Below are 20161 nucleotides of genomic sequence, written 5' to 3'. Positions count from 1 at the left end.
CAACCCTGAAATTGAGGAAAACCATGGATCGCTATATCAACCGTCTGTTTCACGTATGTATCACCGTTGCCGATATCGAAGCGGCACTCCAATTCTATTGTGGCGTGCTTGGCCTGGAGTCCATCGGCAAACTGCGGGGCGAAAGAGCGCCCGGCGAAATCCTCGGTTTCCCGGGGCAGATCATTGAAATCCATGCCGACCACCTGGTCGGCAAGGACAAGGAAAACGCGACCGTCATCGACCTGATCGAGTTCGTCTCGCCCAAGACCGTTGTCAACAAGAACCCGGCCGCGCCGCTGAACCATGCCGGTATCAACCGCATGGCGTTCGGGGTGGACGACACCGATGCCATCTATGAGAAACTCAAGGCCCGTGGCGACATCGTTTTCCTCTGCGAGCCGCAAGTGGTGATTGCGCCGACCGGCGGTAAATTCAAGATCCTGACCTTCAAAGACCCCTTCGAAAACATCCTGGAAGTCATCGAGTACTGCAAATAATTCGTCAGTTTCAAAAGGCCGAGCGAGTGCGGCTTTCAGTCCGGAGGTTTTAAATGAGTGTCACACAAGACAAGTCTGAAATCATCGAGGTCATCAATCTCTATGGCGTGGCGCTCGATAGCCATGCCTGGGACTTGCTGGACGAGGTGTTCACCGAGGATGTCCATGCCGACTTCGGCCCGGCAGGCGCTGTCTGGAAGTCTGTTGGCGCGCTGAAGTTCGCCTTCAAGGACTTCCACGAAACGCTGACCAACCACATGCACACCATGACGGGGTCCTGCGTTCACGTCGACGGCGACACCGCCTATGCACTGACCTATGGCGATTGGCTGCTGTCGCGCGACACGGCGGTGGGCGGTCCCGACTGGGTGGGCCGTGGCTGGTATGACGATGTCCTGGTCCGTACCGACAAGGGCTGGCGCATCAGCCATCGCGTGTGCCGGCTGATTTCCTGGACAGGCAACCCCAAGGTTCCCGAGCCGGCCTACGAACAGCACCCGGTGATGACTACCCATACGCTGCGTAGTTATCGCGAACAAGGGAAGATCCGATACTTCGAGGCAATTGCCAGGAAGAAATAAGCAAGGCGAAGTCCTCGCCCGCTTCGATATTGGATAGAGGCGGGCAGGGGTTCGTTTTGCCCGGACTTCCATTGTTTGTTGTCTGGAAGGTTAAGAGTTTGCAGGGAGTATGAATGATGAGTAATCAGACGGTTATTTGGATGGTTGGCATCAATTGCAAGGCGGAGGATGAGGAAAAGTTCAATGCCTGGTATGACGATGTTCATGTGCCCATGTTGTTGAAAGGCGACTTTGTCAAGAAGGTCACCCGCTTCAAACTGGCCGGTGAAACCTATCACGTGGGGGCTGCCACGCAGCCGTGCCCGACCTATCTGACCATTTATGAGTTCGACAATCAGGCGAAGTTCGAGGCCTGGATGAACAGCGAGGCGCGCACTGAAGCCGGTGTGGACAAGGAAAAGACCTGGAGCGAAAGCGCTTACGACGTCCAGTGGGCGACACGCTACAACCTGACCAACGCCTGGAATGTATAAAGGACGGTAACTGCCATGAGCGCACTCGTTAAAAAACTCCTGCATGTTTGCATTACCGTGCCTGACGTCGACCAGGCCCTGAAGTTCTATCGTGATGTGCTGGGTTTCGTTTCGACATTCGAAACCCGCACCGACGAAGCGGATGGCCCGCTCCTGGGGTTTGCCGAAGACGAAATCAGTATTTATGCGCACCATATCCTGACCGCCGGCGCCGATCCGAAACACGCCACGGAAATCAACCTGATCGAGTACAGCAAACCCTCGACCATCATTGGCGACGGCCCTTATGAATTGATGAACCAGGTGGGTATCACCCGCTTGGCACTGCTGGTCGAAAATGCCGGGGAGGCATTTGAAAAGATTCGCGTCCATGCCGGCGTCGAAGTCGTTTGTGCGCCCAAGGACATCATCATCCGCAAACCTGGCGGCAACCTGACCATGACCTGGTTCAGTTTCAAGGACCCCTACGGCGTGTTCATCACCATTGCCGAACCGCCAAAGGCATAAGTTCGGCACCGTTCGATAACAGGCTTCAGCGTTGGTCGGATTGCCACTTCCAATTCAATGGAATCCAGGAGTTAAGATGCGGATCGAGGTTCTGGTCGATGTTAAGACGACCATCGGTGAAGGTCCCCTATGGGACGTGCAAGAGCAGCGCCTGTACTGGATCGACGTTATCAGCGGCCGTGTCTTTCGCTGTACCGCCGATGGCCGCGAGGTTCGCTCGTGGGATATGCCCGACACTATCGGCTCCATGGCGCTGCGTCGTGACGGCGGCGCAATCGTGGCGCTGGGGTGTGGGTTGCATTTCCTCGACTTCGACACCGGGGATATCCAGTTGATCGCCCACCCCGAGGCTGACAAACCCCACAACCGCTTGAACGATGGCAAGGTGGATGCGCGAGGGCGCTTTATCGTGGGCAGCATGGACACCCGGGAGGGCTTCGCGGACGGTACGCTGTTCCGCGTCGACCCCGATCTGTCGGTGCACACCCTGGATGCGGGATTCGCGATCTCCAACGGGCCCTGCTGGAGCCCTGACGGGGCGACGTTCTATTTCTCGGATACCTTCTCCGGAGAAATCTGGAAGTACGACTACGACCTCGAAACCGGCGCCATCGCCAACCGCCGCACCTTCACCAAAGAAGGCTTCAGCGCCACGACTGCCACTGACGGCTCGACCGTCGATGCCGAAGGCTTCCTCTGGAACGCCCACGTCTACGCGGGCCAGTTGTGCCGCTATGCACCCGACGGCAGCCTGGACCGTGTCATCGAGATGCCGGTGAAGAAGGTCACCAGCGTCAACTTCGGAGGCCCGGACATGGACACCCTGTTTGTCACGTCCATGACCACGCCTCCCTTGCCTCGCTACCCCGGCGACAACGTGATGCGTGGCAGCCTCTTCGCCATCCATGGCCTGGGTGTGAAAGGCCTGCCGGAGCCGCGCTTCGGCGGCTGACCGATTGCCCACCTGGTCGGTGCTGCCGGGCGAAGTCGTCCGCCAGCACCACGGGCCACCTACAGGATCGCTGCGATGGCAGAGTTCAAAGACAAAGTCGTGCTGATATCAGGAACCGGCGGGCGAATGGGGCAGGTAGCCGCCCAGATGTTTGCCCGCGCCGGTGCGAAAGTCCTCGGTTGCGATGTCGCGACCCAACGGGCCCAGGAGACCTGCAGGCGGGTGAGGGAGGCGGGGGGCGAGATGTTTTCGCTGGAGCCGCTCGACCTGGCCGACCCTGTCGAGGCGCAACGCTGGGCCGGCGAAGCCATGGCGCGCTGGGGGCGCATCGACGTTCTCTTCAACAACGCCGCGGGTGTCGCCATCGCTCCGTTCGACGAGGCTTCGATCGAGCATTGGGACTTCACGATCCGCAACGAGTTGACCATTGCCTATGTGGCTGCTCGCGCGGTTTGGCCGCACATGCTCAAGCAGAAGAAAGGCGTGATTGTCAGCGTGTCATCGATTGCCGGCCATCGCGAACTCTCAGGCTTCTCCGCTGTTGCCCATGGTGCGGCAAACGCGGGCGTACAGGCGCTTACGCGCATGCTCGCGGCCCAGGGCGCGCCGCACGGCATTCGTGCGGTCAGCATCAGCCCCGGCCTGATTGCCAATCCGGACGCGCTGCCGTCGCCAACGCTGGATGAGCACGGTCTGCCGGTAGCGCGCCCGCTGTGGCGGCATGCGGCTTTAGGTCGACCCGCCCGGGCGCAGGAGATCGTCGAAACGGCGCTGTTCGTTGCATCGGACAGGGCGTCGTACATCACCGGTACGGACATCGCGGTAGACGGTGGCATGTCCGGCATCATCTGGAACTCCAGGGCATGAATCTTCATGCGCGGCACAGGCTTCGAGGGGAAACTCGCACGCTACGGGGCGTGCCGTTTCTCTGCCGGGATTCAGGGCTCGTACACCTCGCCTGTGCAATGCAGGCGATCGCTGCGGGTAGTCCTGCGACCAACCCGGGCAGGCCTGGCAAGCGCCTCCCTATGTGGATAAAGTACCAACGTCCTGCAGTTCGTTAATGCCATGTGGCAAAGAACAATAAGAGACGGTCCAGCGCATGATGCTCCCGAAGTTGATGCACATCCGCATGTTCGTTGCCGTGTACGAGGAAGGCTCCTTCACCGTCGCCGCCAGTCGCGAAGGCCTGGGCCAGTCCGGCGTTTCCGCACACGTAAGGCAGTTGGAAACCCAGTTGGGCCTACGGCTTTTTTCCCGTGACCATGCGATCGTTCCAACGCCAGCCGGCCATGCCTATTACCAGCAGTGCGTGCAACTGCTGCGCTTGCACGAGAGTGCCTGCAACGCGGTCGGTCACCGTGCGGAGCCTGCCGCTGGCACGCTGCGTATCGGCATGATCCCCACCATGACCCGCTCGGTATTCAGCCGGGCGCTGCGGGTTTTCGAAGCGGCCTATCCCAATGTTTCCGTGCAACTGACCGAAGGCACCGGCAGCGTGCTGGCGACAGCCGTCCGGCGTGGCATGCTGGACTTCGCCATCACCCAGCGCATGTCCTACGAAGCCGGCGGCGCCAGTGGGCTGGGCATATCGGTCTTCAACAGGACACCGGCGTTCCTGGTTTCTTCGCCGGACTCGGGCCTGCCCCATTGCGAACCGATTCGCCTGAGCAAGATCGAGGACCTGCACCTGGTGCTGCCCGTTGGCAGACGGCCGTTGCTGGAGCAGTACCTGATCGACCACAAGGTCAAGGTGGTGCAGCGGCTCAACTGGTTCGAGTCGATGCTGGGCGCCATGGACCTGGTGCGCTCCAGCCACTGGACGGCGATTATTTCCGGGCTCTTCATCGCCGATGACCTGCGCCGTCGACGCTTCACCCTGAACCCCCTGGCCGATCCCATTCTCTGGGACGAGATGCTGCTGGTGGAGCCGGCGCGCAAACCCCTGGCCACGGTTGCCCAGAACTTTATCGAGTTGTTGAAGCAGGCCACCGAGGAGATCAACGCGATCCCGATCCGCATCGCCCATGGCGAGCCGGTGCGCAGCCTCGGTCCCCCTTCGCTGAGCGCATTTCGACATGACTGAGTCGCTGCCCGGCCTGCGGGAGATGCAACTGTTCGTGGCGGTGTACGAGACACGCTCTTTCACCGCCGCGGCGACGCGGGAGTTCGCCACCCAGTCGGGCATCTCGCAGCACATCAAGCAGCTCGAAGAGTGGCTGGGCGTGCAGCTGTTCGACCGCCAGAAAGCGGTAGAGCCCACCGCGGCGGGCACGGCGTTCTATCAGCATTGCCTGCAGGTGCTGGCTGCCAACGACAAGGCGCTGCAGGCACTGGGCAGCTTTGAGCACGGCCTTTCCGGCGAAGTGCGATTCGGCGTGACGGCCACCCTGGCGACCTATCAATTGGCGCCGGCCTACCTGCGCCTGATGGAGCAGAACCCCAACGCTTCCATCGCCGTGATCGACGCCCCCAGCAATATGCTGATCGACAGGGTGCGGGCCAATGAGCTCGACTTTGCAATCATCCCGTCGATCTCGCCGCTGCCGGCGGATCTGAGCACCACGGTCTTTGCCGCCACGCCGGCATTCCTGGTTTCGTCCATCACCCATGCCAGCGGCTTCGAGCATGGCCAGGCCATAGGGCTCGACAAGCTGGCGGGGCTGAAGCTCCTGGCGCCCGATAGCCGCGAGCATGCCCAGTGGAGCGGCTCGCAGCTGGACGTGCCGGCGGGGCGGGGGCCGAACTACCAGCTCGATGCCGTGCTGGCGACGCTGGACCTGATCCGGCAAAGCGAATGGATGGCCATTCTTCCCGGCCTGCTATTCGTTCATGACGTCGGTGGGGATCCAGCAGAGCGGGACTTCAGGCTCAACCCGTTTTCCGGCGCCGGCCTGACCCTGGAGCTGCTGCTGGTGCAGCCATCCCGGGCAACGCCTTCGCCGCTGATGCTGGAAGCCATTCGGGCTATCCAGGAGGTCACCCAGGAGCATATCCAGCTGCTCAGCGCCTTTCAGATGGGCACTTCAAGCGTGACCTCTTGAACTGACTTGACCGTACAAAAGCATCGCGCTTCGTAGGATGGTGTTGAGCGAAGCGATACCCATCGCCATGGCCGCATGGGTTTCGCCAAGGCTCGACCCATCCTACGAAAAGCGCTTCGGCGCAGCCGGCAAGTCAGTTGCTCCTACGACCGTACCTCTCTGGAATTGTAGCGGGCCCTGCCCGCGATTCGCGCGCAGGGCGCGCTCCTACAGAGGAATGGCGTGGGTGGGGTTGCGTAGGAGCGGATCTCATCCGCGAATCGCGCCGGGACGTCCGGTTATCGCGGACAAGGTCTCCTACCGCATGAGCGAGCACGGCTTTTCGTAGGATGGTGTTGAGCGAAGCGATACCCATCGCCACGACCGCATGGGTTTCGCCAAGGCTCGACCCATCCTGCGAAAAGCGCTTCGGCGCAGCCGGCAGGACAGTTGCTCCTGCCTGGCAAGAGGGGCTCCCGTAGGATGGTGTTGAGCGAAGCGATACCCATCGCCATGGCCGCATGGGTTTCGCCAAGGCTCGACCCATCCTACGAAAAGCGCTCCGGCGCAGCCGGCAGGACAGTTGCTTGCGTGGCTCAAGCGTCCTTGAGGGATTTCTCCGCAATCGGCGTACCGGAGAAACCGGCCACCTTGCGCAGTACGCGATCGGTGCCGTCGCGCGGGCTGCCCGAGGCGTCCGGATGATCGTCGAACCAGTTCTCCTTGTTGGGGTAGCGGTACATCAGGTCCACCATCAGGCGGCGTTCGGCAATCAGCCAGACACCGTCGCGACGTTCGAATCTATCGAAGTAGCGTGCCCACAATTTAACGGTTTCACCTTTCCAGTGATGCCGCTCGGAGGCGGCGTGGTCGGCCTGCAGATAGGTTTCGACATAGGCGATCTCGGGACCGTCGAATTCGATCAGGCTGTTGCCGAGGAAATGCTGGGTCCGGTTGAAACGGGGCATTTCATCCGTCAGAAACTGGAAGAAGCCCTCGGCCCCGCCGACATGCAGGCTCTCGGGAAAGTGGATGTAGGCATCCTTGTGGAAGGCGCCACGGACCAACGACATGTCGATCCGGTCGAGGCCACGGCAATAGCGCAGCAGTACATCGTGAATTTCGGTGCGTGCGGCAAGTTCTTCGAGAGTCATGATGAGCTCCTGTATTCATTGTTATTGGACGTGCGGTTTTCGATTCGCGGGCTCGTGTTCAAGCCAGCCCGCGACCTGCTATCGAAGCGAGACTTGGCGTTTACGCGCCTTTCGCCGGCACGATGGGCAGCTGGATAAAGCCCGGGCGATCCGGCCCGGTGAAGACCGTGTTCCGCGCGCCGTCGTGGTAGCTCGCGTCATAGCCGTGGCGGGGGCCGTGGTCGACGCCATCGAAGGGCTGGATGTCCACCCGCAGGCGGTAGCCCTTACGGATCAACGCGGTGTTGGGGATGATCTCGATCTCCACCGGCACCACTTCGCCGCTTTCGAGGGGCGCGTAGTCGGCCTGGCGGTGCGTATGCTTGACCGTGTAGTGGGTCGAGCGCGCTGCATCGATCCTGCGATGGGAGACTTTCAGCCAACCCTTGGCGAGCGGGTAGTTGGGCACGTTCATGCCCATGGTGGTCGGGCCGGCGTAGTCGACTTCCCGGCCCGCCTCGTCGAGCACGCGCAGGCTGAGGTAGATGTCCATGTCCGCGCTGGTGGACGACACCCACAGTTTCGCTTTGCCATAACCGGCGAACACCATGTCCTCCTGCATCGGCTCACTGATGAACGAGATGCCCGTTCTCCAGATTTCCAGCACCTCCGGCGGTTTGACGGGAAGGAAGCAGGGCGGCATGCCGGTGCGTAGTTCCAGGGGAATTTCAGCGCTGTAGTCGGCTTGGCTGTAGACGGTCGGCGGGGTCAGCGACAGGCGCAGGAAGTCATCGCGATAGGCATCGCCCTGCCAGTCCGCCGGTGTGGCGTCGAAGAACCACCGGGGGTAGGTGGTTCGGGCGATGGGCCATTCGTTTTCCTCCTGGATGTAGGAGGCGCCATTGCCGCTGCGGATCTCCAGGCGCACGGGCGGTTTGTCCATGATGCCGTTGTCGATGCCTTTCAACCAATGGTCGAAAAACGCCCGGTGATCGGCGATGGCGCTTCGCGAATAGGGCTTGGTGAACCAGTCTTCCCAGAAGTCGATTTTCTTCGACCTGGTGTTCGTGGCCAGGTACGCCTCGCTGCTGCCCAACTGGTGGAAGTGCGCCATGTGGGTGGTGCAGGCGACGGCCCAGAGCGGCACCTTCACCTTGCTCATGTCCGGGCTCATCAGGATCGTGGAGCGGGGGCCGAAGGCTGCCGCGGTGTCCGAATCCCGGAAGGTGGCGGCCTTGAGCATGCCGATGAAGTCGACCGCATTGGGCTCGCCGCACACGGCGGCCAGCACCCCGGCCCGGTACCAGTGGGTGAAGAACTCTTCATTGAGGATGCCGCCGGTATAGGCCACTTCGTCGTACAGATCCACATCGGTGCCGATGGCGATCATCGCCTTCAGGTGCCGTGGCTCCAGGCTGGCGGCGGCGTGCTGGCTCATCGCGTAGTACGACATGCCCCATAGCCCGACATTGCCGTTGGACCATGGCTGCACGCCGGCCCAATCGATCGCATCGCGAAAGGCCTCGGCCGTTTCGATGCCGAAGGGCGCGAGGGTGCCCGGATTCTTGCCCGAGCCGGGGCCATCCACGCGTACCAGCACATAGTCGTGCGGAACCCAGTCCACGGTATTGGCCGTTTCGTGATTCTCGAACACCTGCCCATCCGGATTGCCGTGGAAATAGCGGTCCTCCATCTCCTCATGGGCATCGAAGTCGGCGTCGTCTGCGATCGAGTGGTGGTAGAACGCCCGGCCATAGGGGCCGCAGTTCATGATGACCGGGAACTTGCCTTGCTTGGCCGGGCGGAACACATCCGCGTACACGTACAAGCCGTTTTGCAGCGGAATCCTGACGTCCTTGAAGCGCAGAATACCCAGGATGTGGCGGCGCACTTCGTTGCGTGCAGTCGCCGCGGTGCACAGCGTGCGCGGCGTGCGATCGGTGAACACGCCAGCGGCCGAAAGCTCGGCGAGCAGCGTGGCGACCACCGGGTCCTGCTCGAACTCGAGCACAGGGTTCAACGCAAGGCCGGCAAAGGAAATGTCGTGGCGGAAGTTGATGCGCTGCTTGCCGAGAATGTCGTGGGCCGTCGGGTCGATGGCAATGCCGCCGTTCAGGTTGCCGTCGCGGTCGAGCGAGCACAGCAGCCGTGCGATGTTGGTCAGCCCGGCATCACGCAGTTTGTTGATGTTGCCGTCTACGCGGCTGACGATTTCCGCCAGGTTGATGCGGAGCGCTCCGGGGGCCGATCCGATCGGGGTGTTGCCGAGCAGGAAGGCGATGCGTTCGCCCTCGCGGTACTGGAACTCGCCTTTTTCGTTGGTCAGCCCACTGAGGGTGGGCGTCTGGTACCTGAGCCCGGCAACCGGACCGGAGAAAATGCCGGTGCGCAGCGTGCTACTGGATGTCTGCGGGGTACTGCTCATGACGAGGTCCTCTTGTTGTGCAGATCTGGGTATTGCCTGGGGTAGCGACGCGAGTGTAGGTCGTGCAAAAAATAAACTCAACACGTGTTGAGTAAATTGCTTTAAGCTGCAGCTGCACCACCGATCGAGCCGATAGCGGTCCGGCACAGCGCGCAGATTCCGGGCCTGGTCGTAGTGAAATCAACGAGGGTGGGATGGCCGTTGAACGCAGGGGTTGTTATGTTTCGCGCCGGCCTATCTACCGACACCCTCAACTGAACATTCCGTTTTTCGCGGTGGCGAAGAACCTGAAATAGCGACGCCATGACAACTCAAGAAGAATCGAAAGCAGCGCCAAGGCGAGGGCGCAAACCAGGGCGCCCGGCGGGCTCGGGCAATAGCCGGCAGAGAGTGCTCGATGCGGCGCGGGCGCGCTTTGCCAGCGATGGATTCACCGCGACTACCATGCGGCGCGTGGCGGCCGATGCCGGCGTTGACGTGTCCATGGTGATGCAGCTCTTTCGCTCGAAAGACGAACTCTTTGCCGCCGTCATGAATATCCCGGAGTCGGCGCTGGAGAAGTTGAGCGAGGTGTTCGAGCGTGCGGACGAGCACCTGGGCGAGCGCGTGGTCCGCGCTTTTTTCCAGGCCTGGGACGGTGCGCCCGAGGAGTCGGAGCCGCTAATGGCGATGCTCAGGAATGCGATGGTGAACGAGCAGGCGCGCCATCATCTGCGCGACTACATCGAGTCCAGGTTGACGGCCGGGGGCACCGAGTCGCTTGGGCCGGACGCCCGCGCCCGGGCGGGGCTGGCGTTGTCGATGCTGGTGGGGGTGGTTACCGGGCGGCAAATCATCGGTGTGCCGGTGCTTGCCGGGATCGGCCGGGAGGCGTTGGTGGCCATGGTTGCGCCGACCATCCAGCAGATGCTGTTGCCGGCCGGAGCGGGAACGACTGCTGCTGGCTAAGCGCTGCCGTGTGCAGGTTTTCAGGCGGTGCTCAGGGTGTCCGCCTTGTTTGCTAGGCGGACACCCTGGTTCGTTCCTCTACGGGATGATAGGCAGTTGCAGGTAGCTCGGATGCTGCGGGCCGGTGTAGATGCGGTTCACGGCGTCGACGTGATAGCTCTTGTCATAGGCGCGAACCGGCACCCCCGCCGGCGCATAGGGCTGAATATCCACCAGCAGGCGGCAACCTTTGCGGATCAGCGCGGTGCTGGGGTTGAGCCCGACTTCGATCGGCACGATCTCGCCGCTCCGTAGTGGCGCGGAGTCTTCCTCCAGGTGGGTATGCACGGGCCAGTACTCGGTGGAGCGCTCGACGTCGAGCTTGCGGCGAGACACTTTCAGCAGGCCATGGCCAACCGGGTGGATGTGGACCGGGTCCACGGGGAGCACCACCGATTCATAGCGAATCTCCCGGTCCTGCTCGTCCAGCACGCGTAGCGACACAAAGACATCCATGTCGGAACTGGTCGATTCCACCCAGAGGCCAACCTTCATGTACCCGGCGAGCACCAGGTCCTCGCTCATCGGTTCGCTGACGAACGAGATACCCGTGGACCAGCGCGGCGTGCCGTCGTTGGAGCCCGCAGGCGCGAGCGTGGGGGTACCGAGGTCGAGGTGCGCGTCGTACTCGGCGCGAGCTGGCTCGGTGGGCGCGGTTTCGCCGATGCGCAGCACGTTGGGGCGCCGACCATCGTTTTGCCAGCCTGAAGGCCGGGCATCGAAATACCAGCGGCGGTACTGGGTGCGTGCGATAGGCCAGTCGTTTTCGTGCAGGACGAAATGGGCGCCGTTGCCGGTGCGCACCTGCACCCGCACGGGGGGCTCGTCCATCACGCCGTTGTCGATGCCCTTGAGCCAGTAGTCGAAGTAGCGCATGTGTTCGGCAATCGACTTGTTGCTGTAGGAGTCCGGGAACCAGGCATCGGCAAAATCGAATTTCCGGGCCTTGGCGGCGGTGGAGCGAATATAGGTTTCGCTGCTGCCCAGTTGATGGATGATGGCGCCCACCTGAGGGCCGACGATCCATACCGGGGCGGTGGCCTTGCTCATGTCAGGGCGCATGAAGATGCTGCCGTTGGGGCCGTAGGCCGTGGGGTCGTTGAACGGCGTGGCCAGTGCGCGGGCCATCCAGTCGGTTTCGCGGCGCTCACCGCAGTGGTTGTTGCCGGACCAGATCTTCCACCACCAGTTCCAGAAGCCGGCGCCGAAGATGCCGCCGCCGTAGAGGGCTTCGTTGTAGATATCCGAATCGGTGCCTTGGGCGATCATTGCCTTGAGGTGCGGGGGCTGCAGGCTGGCCACGTTGTGCTGGGCCATGGCCAGGTAAGACATGCCCCACAGGCCGACGTTGCCGTTCGACCAGGGCTGGGTGCCCGCCCATTCGATGGCGTCGTAATAATCCTCGGCCTCCTGCACGCTGAAGGGGGCTTGCAGGCCCGGGCTCTTGCAGACGCCGCGCGCGTCCACGCGGATGCAGACGTAGCCCTCCGGCACCCACACCGAGGTATCGACGGTTTCGTGGTTTTCATACTGGGCGCCATCCGGGTTGCCGGAGAAATAGCGGTCCTCCATTTCCTCCTTGCGCAGGACGTCGGCCTCGTTGCAGATGCAGTCGTGATAGAAGCTCTTGCCGTAGAAGCCCTTGCTCATCACCACGGGATAACGGCCCGGGGCGGCGGGGCGGAACACATCGGCACAGACATACGAGCCGTCGCGTAGCGGTATGCGCACATCCGTCATCTTGACGATGCCGCGGATATTGCGCCGCAATTCGTTGCGGCTGGCGGCGGCGGAACACAGCGTACGCGGCGTTCTGGCGGTGAAGACGCCCGGCGTGGCGTTCAGCCTGTCGAGGATCTGGCGCAAGGTGGGGTCGTCGGCAAAGTCGCCGCCGCCACCCTGGCCCATGGGCATCACGGGGGGGCTGAAGTTGATCGGCGTATCGCCGATCAACTCGTGCACGATGGGGGCGATGGTGACGCCCGACTCGATATCGCCTTCCTGGTCCAGGGTATGGACGAAGCGCGCCAGGTTGGTCACCGACGGGTCCAGGAGCTTGTCGAGCTTGCCGTCCACACGCTTGGCCAACTGCGCCAGGTTTAAGCGCGGCGCGGCTTTTACGGCGCCCAGCACGATACCGCCGACCAGGAAGGTAATGGCCTCATCGGCGCGGTACTGGAATTCGCCAGTGGCGCTGGTAACACCGGACAGCGTGGGCGTCTGGTATTTCAGCCCGGCAATGGGGCCGGCAAACACACCGGTCAGAACGGGGCTCGGAGAGCGGGCAGGAGCGTTACTCATGGTTCAGACCGCCATGATTGGAAGTTGCAGATAGGAGGCATGCTGCCCACCGGTGTGAATCACGTGCTGCCCGCTGTTGGCGCCTACGTATTCGGCAATGCCGGGCATCAGCGTTCCCGAGAGGTTGCTCGAGCTGATGATGAAGCGCAGTTGTTCGCCCGGGTGGAACGCCAGGCCGATGGGCAGCAGGTCGATTTCGATGTCCACGATCTCGCCGGGCGCCAGCTTCTCCACGCGGTCGAAGCTGTGGGCCGGGACGTCGTCGGTGGACAGCGTTTCATCGAGATGGCGAGTCGACACCCGCAAGCGGCCATCCGAACCCTTGTAGCGAAGAACGGTGGCGCCATGGTCGGTCAGGTCATGCACCCTGGCGCTCTGGTTATGCGCGGTGAACTGCTGCAGCGGCGTGCCGTATTTGTCCAGCTTCTGGATAAGCACGAACAGATCCATATCGTCCGAACCGCGGGCCTCGACCCATAGGTGCGCCTTGGGGTAGCCGACCATCAGCGTCTCTTTGTCGAAGCGCGCGATGAAGGACACCCTGTCGGGGTTGGCGCCCACGTCGTAAATCGCCGGGACCTCCTCGGTGGGGGCGCTGGCGCTCAGCGTGCGCGCGCCGCCGTCGAGGTACAGTCTGGTCGAGACCGCTTCCTTGGGCGGGAAGGCGTCCGCGGGCACATTGAGCTGGTCGCCGCCCTGGAAGTCATGCACCGCATAGCGCACGCGGGGGGTGTTTTCCCAGCCGTTGTCCAGGTCCTTGAGGTAGCGGTCGAAGAAGCGGCGCAGGTCTTCCACGTTGGCTTCGTCGTAGTAGTCCGGCCATTCCTGGCTGTTGTGGATGCGCAGCCATTTGTCTTTCGAGGCGATGCGTCGCCAGCCGCGGAAGGTGCCTGCGGTATGCAGGGTGTTGGAGTAACTGGCCACCACGAAGGCGGGTACGGTGATGCGCTCGAAGTCGGGGATCTTGTTGGCCCACAGGTCGTTCATGAGCGGGTAGCGCTGTGCCTCGGACAGCACGTCTTCTTTCCGGTTCTTGCCGAAGAAGCTGCCGTTCTGCAGCAGGCCGGCGAAGCCCGTATCCGGCATGCCGCCGCGCATCACCAGGTCGCGGTAGACATCGCTGACACCTTCCCACGGGTTGATCGCCGCCAGGTGCCTGGGTTGCTCGGCGGCAGTGAACCATTGCGACACCGCAAGGTACGAGGTACCGCTCATGCCCACCTTGCCGGTGCACCAGCTCTGTTCGGCCAGCCACTCGATCAGGTCATGGCAGTCACGGCCTTCCTCACTGCTGTCCGGCACGCCTCATGCTATTAACAGCTGCCCCTGACGCAGGTTGATCTCGCGTATTCGCTCCTGCCGTCGTCGGTAACGTTCGGCCTCCAGACCAGGACGCTGAAACAGCGTCGCCTGTACCGCCACCATCAGCATCCACAGGCTTTGCCGCGTTCCCGTCCTGCGTTGGTAAAGGTTCAGCAGCAAGTAGCTGATCAGCGCACAGAGAATCTGGATGCGCACGGCATTCTCGCTACGGCCCAGGAAACGCCTGACCTTCAGGTGTTGCTTGATCCATTTGAAAAACAGCTCGATCCGCCAGCGATCCCGGTAGCGCTCGGCGATTTCTGCCGCCGGGCTGCTCAGGTCGTTGGTCGCCAGGCTTAGAGGCGGCTCATCGCCTGGGCGGTTCACCAGGATCCGCCGCAGGGGCTGGGTGTAGTGATTACGCCGTCGGCCACCTGGGTTGCGGTTGGAGAAGTTCACCTCTTCGTCTCGCAGGATCGTTTCCCGGTCTTGCTGGGGAACCTCGCGCTGGGCCAGGACCTTGAGCCGCACATTGGACTTGAATCGTGTGACGAAGCGGGCCTTCTGGGCATCCAGGCTCGCCCACCAGTTGAAGTCGTAATAGCCCTTGTCGAATACGTAGGTGGCCTGTGGCTCGATACCCAGCGTCCGGCCTTCGTCGATGTCGTTGACGTTGGCTGCGCTGAAGCTGCAATGCACCGGTGCTGCCGCCTGCTCGGCATACAGCACATGGACTTTCAGCCCCTGGGAGCGGGTTCGATTGGACAGCGTCCATTCGTCGAAGCCAGGGCCCTTGAGGGTGATCGTGGTGGAGTCCAGCAGGTACAGCAGTTCCTTCCCGTCACGGCGTAACTGCCGGCAGACGCCCGCCATCAGGTAGTGCGCAACCTGGGCGAAGACCTCGGTATTACGGCGTTCGTTGGCATCGGCCAGGGTGGAACGCCGGATCGGGCCCGTCCCCAGGTGATAGTGCTGATGGGGATGGCTGTTGAAGCTGGTTTCAAGCGCCCGCAGGCTGCTCACGCCGGCCAGTTGGGCATACACCATGGCGACCAGGTGATCCCAGCTGCCAAAGCGCTTGCTGTGCTTGTCGGCGCCGTGTTCGGCGACCAGTCGATCGAAGACGCCGCGAGGCAGCGCTTTTAGTACATCGTGAAAACGGCTTATCCTGAACATCTTGCGGGGGCTGTGAGGTTGAGTTGGCGCTCAACGGTTTAACCCGTGCCTTCAGCCCCCGCAAGCCCTCCAGACGCCCCCTCGAAAATATTCCGGACAGTAGTGCGGCCTTCCTGGCGATCCCAGAGCACACTGTCGCCTTCGGAATCCACCACGCCACGCACATCCGGGTTGCAGATGGCATAGCCGTGTGCGCACCAGTAAGCCGGGTCCGGCGCCTCGAACTTGGCAAGGCCGGAGACGACCGAGTTGCTCAGTCCCACCAGGCCGAAAACGCCCATTACGCTCATGGACGTGCCCTGGCCCTTGCCGTAGGGGCTCCAGGCCACGATCACCGGCACCTTCTCGGTGCCAGCAGGACGGAACACGTCGACGTAGATGGTCACGCCGTCGCGCAGCGTCACGGCCACATCTTTTTCGAACACGATGTCGACCGGAATGGGCCGGAATTGCGGGGCGACCTGGAACCCAGCCTTCAGCGTGCGGGTACCAGGCTCGAAGGCGGTGAATACACCGGTTCTGGCCGGCGGTAGCGGGTGGGACGGCACGAATATCTTCTGGCAGTCGGTCATGCTGGCTCCTTGTTGTTTTTGGCTTGCGGGACCTGTTTCCGTAAGGTACGGCCGTCGACAAATTAATTCAACACGTGTTGATATATGCGGAGCGAAATATGTAGAGAGTGACGATGGATAAGAAAACCACCTCCACAGCACGTCATGGACGGCGGCCCGGGCCGGGCAGCACGCAGGAGAAAGCGCTGGATGCCGTGCGTACGCGTCGTGCCGGCGACGGGATCGCATTGGAAGGGGCCGGCGTGCTGTATGAGGGGCCCGACGAGCACCTGGGCGAGCAATTGGTGCGCCTGGGAGTGCTGCTCGGGCAGAGCGCGGCACTGAAAGACCGGGTTCTGGATCGGTACCTGCTGCCGTTTGGCATCACTGCCGGGCAGTTCAAGGTCCTGAGGATGATCTGCAGCGGGGAAAACACGGCAGTCGCCTTGTGCCGGCACCTCTCCATCCACAGCGCGGCCATGACCCGCATGCTGAGCCGCCTTGAACGCAAGGACCTGATCCTGCGGGTTCGCGACGATCAGGACCTACGCCAAATACGCCTGGTGCTGACAAAGAAAGGGCGCGAACTGAATGCCTTGCTTCCGACATTGGGGGCCGAGGCAATGAGCGAATTCACCGCCGACCTCACCTCGCAGGAGCTGTCGCAGTTGCAGTGCCTTCTGGAAAAGATGCTGCCAGCGCCGTTGGTATGAAGTCGGCCTTGCTCCATCCTTGTGGCTCACCTGCCACTCCTCGAGCAGGCCAAGCAGCCTGACCGCCTCGTGCTGCCTCCAATCCAGTAGCACCTTCTGCTAGTTCAAGTCTTGTATGGCCGCTGCCATTACTTCTTCGCTGAGCATCGCCCCGTTTCGCGTTGGCGGTCAGGTTGACGAAATCCGTACAGATTTACATCCCTTCATTGATTGATTAGCTTCACCTTGTACCGCAGTTGATCAATATATTGATAGATAATCAATATTTGATTGGCGACCTCGCCCTGGGCTGCTGTGCTGTGCCGGTCATTGAGAGCCGGATTCTGCTCCATAAGCACAATAACAAGGTGGAATACGTGGAAAGTACCTACTACCGCCGGCGCTTGCCCGCCGCGCTCAGCAGCCTCGTTCTTGCCCTGCTGACACCCAGCGCCCACGCAGTGACTTTCGAACTCGGGGAGATCCAGGGTCAGTTCGACTCCTCGCTTTCGATTGGCCAAAGCTGGGCGATGAGCGACCCGAACCCGAATTTCATCAGCAAGGCGAATGGTGGGCGCGGCGACTCGCAGACCACCGATGATGGTCGGTTGAACTTCAAGAAGGGCGAGACGTTCTCGAAGATCTTCAAGGGCACTCACGATCTGGAGTTGAAATACGGGGACTGGGGCGGCTTCCTGCGAGGCAAGTACTGGTACGACTTCGAGCTCAAGGACGGCCACCAGCACCTCTACGACATCCAGGACGATGGCCGCGATCAGGCCGCACGCTCCTCGGGGGCGCAGTTCCTCGATGCCTTCGTTTACCGCAATTACGAACTGGCTGGTCAGCCAGGATCGGTCCGTGTGGGCAAGCAAGTCGTCAGTTGGGGGGGCGGTACCTTCATCCAGGGTGGGATCAACAGCATCAACCCACTGGATGCCAACGCGCTGCGCCGGCCAGGCTCCGAGCTGAAGGAAGGGCTGATCCCGGTGCAGATGATCTACCTCCAGCAAAGCCTCAGCGACGCCGTCAGTGTGGAGGGCTTCTACCAGTTGAAGTGGCAGGGCAGCGTGGCTGACAACTGCGGGACCTTCTTCGCCAGTTCCGACCTTCCCGCCAAGGGCTGCGACGACCGCTACGTACTCCAGGGCAAGGACATCAAGCCCGGCGCTTCGGACAACAGCGGCCAGAACGGCAACACCATCTTCCTGCCACGCGGGCCGGATCGCGAGCCGCGGGACGGTGGTCAGTACGGCTTGGCGCTGCGGTGGTTCGTGCCGGAACTCAACGACACCGAGTTGAGCCTCTACTGGATGAACTACCACAGCCGGTTGCCGATCGGCAGTTCGACCATGACCACGGCCAATCCCTTTACTGCGCCACGCTATGGCGCGGCTTCGGGGACCTACTTCCTGGAGTATCCGGAAGACATCCGTCTGTATGGCCTGAGCTTCAGCACCAACATTGCCGGCGCTTCCGTTGAAGGGGAAATCAGCCATAGGCCGAACATGCCCCTGGGGTTCGACGACTTGATCTACGCCACGTTGCGCCTGTCGCCGATCGTTCCGACGCCAATCGAGAACTCCGGTATCCCCGGAGACACGATTCATGGCTACAAACGCGTGCCGTTCACCCAGGTCCAGACCACCGTCACCAAGACCTTCGACCAGGTCATGGGGGCCAGCCGCCTGACGTTGGTCGGTGAAGTCGGTTACAACCACATCTCCGGCATCGACGACGGCTCATACGGGCATCTCCGCTATGGCCGCGCCAGCCCGTTCGGCCCCGGTGAGTACTACGGTGCCGACGGCAGCGACCTCTGCAAGACACTCCTGAGCGGCCGCCCCGAATACTGCAACAACGACGGTTTCTACACCCGCAACTCCTGGGGCTATCGACTGCGCTCGGCACTCACCTACAACGGCGTCATTGGCGGGCTGGACCTGACGCCCAACCTGGCCTGGTCCCATGACGTCCAAGGCTACGGGCCGAACTTCACCGAGGGTGGCAAGGCCATCAGCCTCGGGCTGAACGCCGTCTACCTGTCCAAGTACAACGCCAGCATCAGTTACACCGACTTCTTCGGTGGCAAGTACACCACCAACACCGACCGCGACTTCCTGAGCGTCAGTTTCGGCGTCAGCTTCTGAGGAAAAAACGATGAGAAATACGATTCCGGCAGCGGGGCTGCTGTCATTCTGCCTGTCCGTCATCAGCCCGATTACCCTGGCCGCGGTGGATGCGGCCAAGGCTGCGCAACTGGGGGCGAGCCTGACGCCCGTGGGCGCTGAGCGCGCCGGTAACGAGGCGGGAACCATCCCGGCCTGGACCGGCGGGCTCGCAACCGATGCAGGGCAGGTCAGGGATGGCTTCCACAGCGACCCCTTTGCCGCGGAGAAGCCGCTGTTCGTTATCACCAGCGCAACCCTGGAGCGCTACAAGGACCGCCTGACTCCGGGGCAGGTTGCGCTGTTCCAGCGCTATCCGAACACCTATCGGATACCGGTCTATGCCAGCCACCGAAGCGCGGCATGGCCAGATGAGGCGTATGCCGCTGCCAAACGCAATGCCGCTCACACCGAACTGGTGGCAGGAGGCAACGGGCTGAAGGACTACCAGGCGCCGCTGGCGTTTCCGATCCCGCAGAATGGCCTGGAGGCCATCTGGAACCATATCACTCGCTATCGCGGCGGCAGCTTCGTACGTGAAACCAGCAGCTACATCGTTACGCCGAGCGGGGAGTATTCCTGGAAGACCGAGCGCGATCGGCTCGCCTACAGCAACCAGTTGACCGACTACGACCCGGAGCGCTCGAAGAACATCCTCTACTATTTCACTTCGCTGAATATCGCACCGGCGCGGGATGTGGGCGATGTGCTGCTCGTTCACGAGACCTTGGACCAGGTCGCCGAACCGCGAATGGCCTGGCAGTACAACGCCGGACAGCGGCGAGTGCGACGCGCCCCCCAGGTCGCTTACGACAGCCCCGGTCCTGGCAACCTGCGCACCAACGACCAACTGGACATGTTCAACGGTTCGCCTGATCGCTATGACTGGAAACTGGTGGGCAAGCGCGAGCTGTATGTTCCCTACAACAGCTTCCGGCTGGCCGATCCGGCCAACACTCCGGAGCAACTGATCCAGAAGGGCCACATCAACCAGGATCTGACGCGTTATGAGCTGCATCGCGTCTGGGAGGTGGTCGCCACGCTCAAAGAGGGGCTGCGTCATGTCTATGCCAAGCGCCATCTCTTCATCGACGAGGACACCTGGACCATCGTCGAGGCGGATCACTACGACGACCGAGGCACTCTCTGGCGCGTGGCCGAGAACCATACGCTGCCGTTCTACGACCAGAAGGTGGTGATCAGCGCGGGTGAGATGACCTACGACCTGACTTCCGGGCGCTACCTCGCCAACGGCATGTTCAACCAGATCAAGGACGCGTATCGCTTCGGCCTGAAGGCGAAGACGTCCGATTTCACGCCGGCCGCCCTGCGTACCATCGGTATTCGCTGAAGCCTGCAATGAAAGGCCCGCCTCCCAAGAGGCGGGCCTTGT

General features: G+C 62.0%; 18 protein-coding genes. 12 read left to right on the top strand and 6 right to left on the bottom strand.

The window, feature by feature from the left end:
- Positions 1-23 precede the first annotated feature (23 nt).
- The 8 genes from FG99_RS14035 (at position 24) to FG99_RS14000 (ending at position 6054) form a co-directional block, all read left to right on the top strand.
- Entirely contained in the window at positions 24-497 is a 474-nt protein-coding gene (locus FG99_RS14035) for a VOC family protein (protein ID WP_043270487.1), read from the top strand.
- A gap of 53 nt (positions 498-550) precedes the next feature.
- Entirely contained in the window at positions 551-1078 is a 528-nt protein-coding gene (locus FG99_RS14030; RefSeq protein ID WP_043270486.1) for a nuclear transport factor 2 family protein, read from the top strand.
- Positions 1079-1191: 113 nt separating this feature from the next.
- Positions 1192-1551 carry a DUF4286 family protein gene (locus FG99_RS14025; RefSeq protein WP_177330906.1) on the top strand — a complete coding sequence of 120 codons (360 nt, stop codon included), beginning with the start codon at positions 1192-1194 and terminating at the stop codon, positions 1549-1551.
- 15 nt (positions 1552-1566) lie between these two features.
- On the top strand, positions 1567-2058 hold the full coding sequence (locus tag FG99_RS14020) for a VOC family protein (RefSeq protein ID WP_043270485.1): 492 nt from the start codon (positions 1567-1569) through the stop codon (positions 2056-2058).
- 76 nt (positions 2059-2134) lie between these two features.
- Positions 2135-3010: an SMP-30/gluconolactonase/LRE family protein gene (locus FG99_RS14015; RefSeq protein ID WP_043270482.1), complete on the top strand. Its 876-nt coding sequence runs from the start codon at positions 2135-2137 to the stop codon at positions 3008-3010.
- 75 nt (positions 3011-3085) lie between these two features.
- Positions 3086-3877, top strand: a complete 792-nt coding sequence (locus FG99_RS14010; protein ID WP_043270474.1) for an SDR family NAD(P)-dependent oxidoreductase — start codon at positions 3086-3088, stop codon at positions 3875-3877.
- A gap of 235 nt (positions 3878-4112) precedes the next feature.
- Positions 4113-5096: a LysR family transcriptional regulator gene (locus tag FG99_RS14005; RefSeq protein ID WP_051878843.1), complete on the top strand. Its 984-nt coding sequence runs from the start codon at positions 4113-4115 to the stop codon at positions 5094-5096.
- Complete coding sequence (locus FG99_RS14000) at positions 5089-6054, top strand: LysR family transcriptional regulator (protein WP_043270473.1); 966 nt, start codon at positions 5089-5091, stop codon at positions 6052-6054. Before FG99_RS14005 ends, FG99_RS14000 begins: the two co-directional genes overlap by 8 nt.
- A 575-nt stretch (positions 6055-6629) precedes the next feature.
- Here FG99_RS14000 and FG99_RS13995 read toward each other — a convergent pair.
- Both FG99_RS13995 and FG99_RS13990 read right to left on the bottom strand, forming a co-directional pair.
- Positions 6630-7187, bottom strand: coding sequence for a nuclear transport factor 2 family protein (locus tag FG99_RS13995; protein WP_043270472.1), 558 nt, complete (start codon positions 7185-7187; stop codon positions 6630-6632).
- 100 nt (positions 7188-7287) lie between these two features.
- Entirely contained in the window at positions 7288-9591 is a 2304-nt protein-coding gene (locus tag FG99_RS13990; protein WP_043270471.1) for a CocE/NonD family hydrolase, read from the bottom strand.
- A 303-nt stretch (positions 9592-9894) separates the two neighbouring features.
- On the opposite strand from FG99_RS13990, the gene FG99_RS13985 reads away from it, so the two are divergent.
- Complete coding sequence (locus tag FG99_RS13985) at positions 9895-10539, top strand: TetR/AcrR family transcriptional regulator (RefSeq protein WP_043270468.1); 645 nt, start codon at positions 9895-9897, stop codon at positions 10537-10539.
- Between the two features lie 78 nt (positions 10540-10617).
- Here the strand turns inward: FG99_RS13985 and FG99_RS13980 are convergent, their stop codons facing one another.
- From FG99_RS13980 to FG99_RS32120, 4 genes are read right to left on the bottom strand one after another with little or no spacing between them, the layout of a single operon-like run.
- A complete protein-coding gene (locus tag FG99_RS13980) occupies positions 10618-12879 on the bottom strand; it encodes a CocE/NonD family hydrolase (RefSeq protein WP_043270466.1) in 2262 nt (753 codons plus the stop codon).
- A gap of 3 nt (positions 12880-12882) precedes the next feature.
- Positions 12883-14181 (bottom strand): CocE/NonD family hydrolase, encoded by a 1299-nt coding sequence (locus FG99_RS13975; protein ID WP_256204854.1) that lies wholly within the window; start codon positions 14179-14181, stop codon positions 12883-12885.
- Between the two features lie 3 nt (positions 14182-14184).
- Entirely contained in the window at positions 14185-15357 is a 1173-nt protein-coding gene (locus tag FG99_RS13970; RefSeq protein WP_043270464.1) for an IS4 family transposase, read from the bottom strand.
- A 38-nt stretch (positions 15358-15395) separates the two neighbouring features.
- Positions 15396-15929, bottom strand: coding sequence for a CocE/NonD family hydrolase (locus FG99_RS32120; protein WP_043270459.1), 534 nt, complete (start codon positions 15927-15929; stop codon positions 15396-15398).
- Between the two features lie 269 nt (positions 15930-16198).
- Here FG99_RS32120 and FG99_RS13960 point away from each other — a divergent pair, with 269 nt between their 5' ends.
- From FG99_RS13960 to FG99_RS13950, 3 genes are all read left to right on the top strand, one after another.
- A complete protein-coding gene (locus tag FG99_RS13960) occupies positions 16199-16621 on the top strand; it encodes a MarR family winged helix-turn-helix transcriptional regulator (RefSeq protein ID WP_043271471.1) in 423 nt (140 codons plus the stop codon).
- 356 nt (positions 16622-16977) lie between these two features.
- On the top strand, positions 16978-18750 hold the full coding sequence (locus FG99_RS13955; protein WP_371263869.1) for a DUF1302 domain-containing protein: 1773 nt from the start codon (positions 16978-16980) through the stop codon (positions 18748-18750).
- A 10-nt stretch (positions 18751-18760) separates the two neighbouring features.
- Positions 18761-20119, top strand: a complete 1359-nt coding sequence (locus FG99_RS13950) for a DUF1329 domain-containing protein (protein WP_043270457.1) — start codon at positions 18761-18763, stop codon at positions 20117-20119.
- Positions 20120-20161: the final 42 nt, after the last annotated feature.

This window comes from Pseudomonas sp. AAC (assembly GCF_000725445.1).
In the GTDB taxonomy this organism is placed as follows: domain Bacteria; phylum Pseudomonadota; class Gammaproteobacteria; order Pseudomonadales; family Pseudomonadaceae; genus Pseudomonas; species Pseudomonas citronellolis.
The sequence above is the reverse complement of the archived record's forward strand: the minus strand, read 5'-3'. Positions and strand labels throughout refer to the sequence as shown.

Excerpts from the sequence above, each read along its gene's own strand:
- FG99_RS14030 (WP_043270486.1), top strand. The coding sequence starts at position 551 with ATGAGTGTCACACAAGACAAGTCTGAAATCATCGAGGTCATCAATCTC.
- FG99_RS13980 (WP_043270466.1), bottom strand. The coding sequence starts at position 12,879 with ATGAGTAACGCTCCTGCCCGCTCTCCGAGCCCCGTTCTGACCGGTGTG.
- FG99_RS13990 (WP_043270471.1), bottom strand. The coding sequence starts at position 9,591 with ATGAGCAGTACCCCGCAGACATCCAGTAGCACGCTGCGCACCGGCATT.
- FG99_RS14015 (WP_043270482.1), top strand. The coding sequence starts at position 2,135 with ATGCGGATCGAGGTTCTGGTCGATGTTAAGACGACCATCGGTGAAGGT.
- FG99_RS13950 (WP_043270457.1), top strand. The coding sequence starts at position 18,761 with ATGAGAAATACGATTCCGGCAGCGGGGCTGCTGTCATTCTGCCTGTCC.
- FG99_RS14025 (WP_177330906.1), top strand. The coding sequence starts at position 1,192 with ATGATGAGTAATCAGACGGTTATTTGGATGGTTGGCATCAATTGCAAG.
- FG99_RS13985 (WP_043270468.1), top strand. The coding sequence starts at position 9,895 with ATGACAACTCAAGAAGAATCGAAAGCAGCGCCAAGGCGAGGGCGCAAA.
- FG99_RS14005 (WP_051878843.1), top strand. The coding sequence starts at position 4,113 with ATGATGCTCCCGAAGTTGATGCACATCCGCATGTTCGTTGCCGTGTAC.
- FG99_RS32120 (WP_043270459.1), bottom strand. The coding sequence starts at position 15,929 with ATGACCGACTGCCAGAAGATATTCGTGCCGTCCCACCCGCTACCGCCG.
- FG99_RS14000 (WP_043270473.1), top strand. The coding sequence starts at position 5,089 with ATGACTGAGTCGCTGCCCGGCCTGCGGGAGATGCAACTGTTCGTGGCG.
- FG99_RS14020 (WP_043270485.1), top strand. The coding sequence starts at position 1,567 with ATGAGCGCACTCGTTAAAAAACTCCTGCATGTTTGCATTACCGTGCCT.
- FG99_RS13995 (WP_043270472.1), bottom strand. The coding sequence starts at position 7,187 with ATGACTCTCGAAGAACTTGCCGCACGCACCGAAATTCACGATGTACTG.
- FG99_RS14010 (WP_043270474.1), top strand. The coding sequence starts at position 3,086 with ATGGCAGAGTTCAAAGACAAAGTCGTGCTGATATCAGGAACCGGCGGG.
- FG99_RS13970 (WP_043270464.1), bottom strand. The coding sequence starts at position 15,357 with ATGTTCAGGATAAGCCGTTTTCACGATGTACTAAAAGCGCTGCCTCGC.
- FG99_RS14035 (WP_043270487.1), top strand. The coding sequence starts at position 24 with ATGGATCGCTATATCAACCGTCTGTTTCACGTATGTATCACCGTTGCC.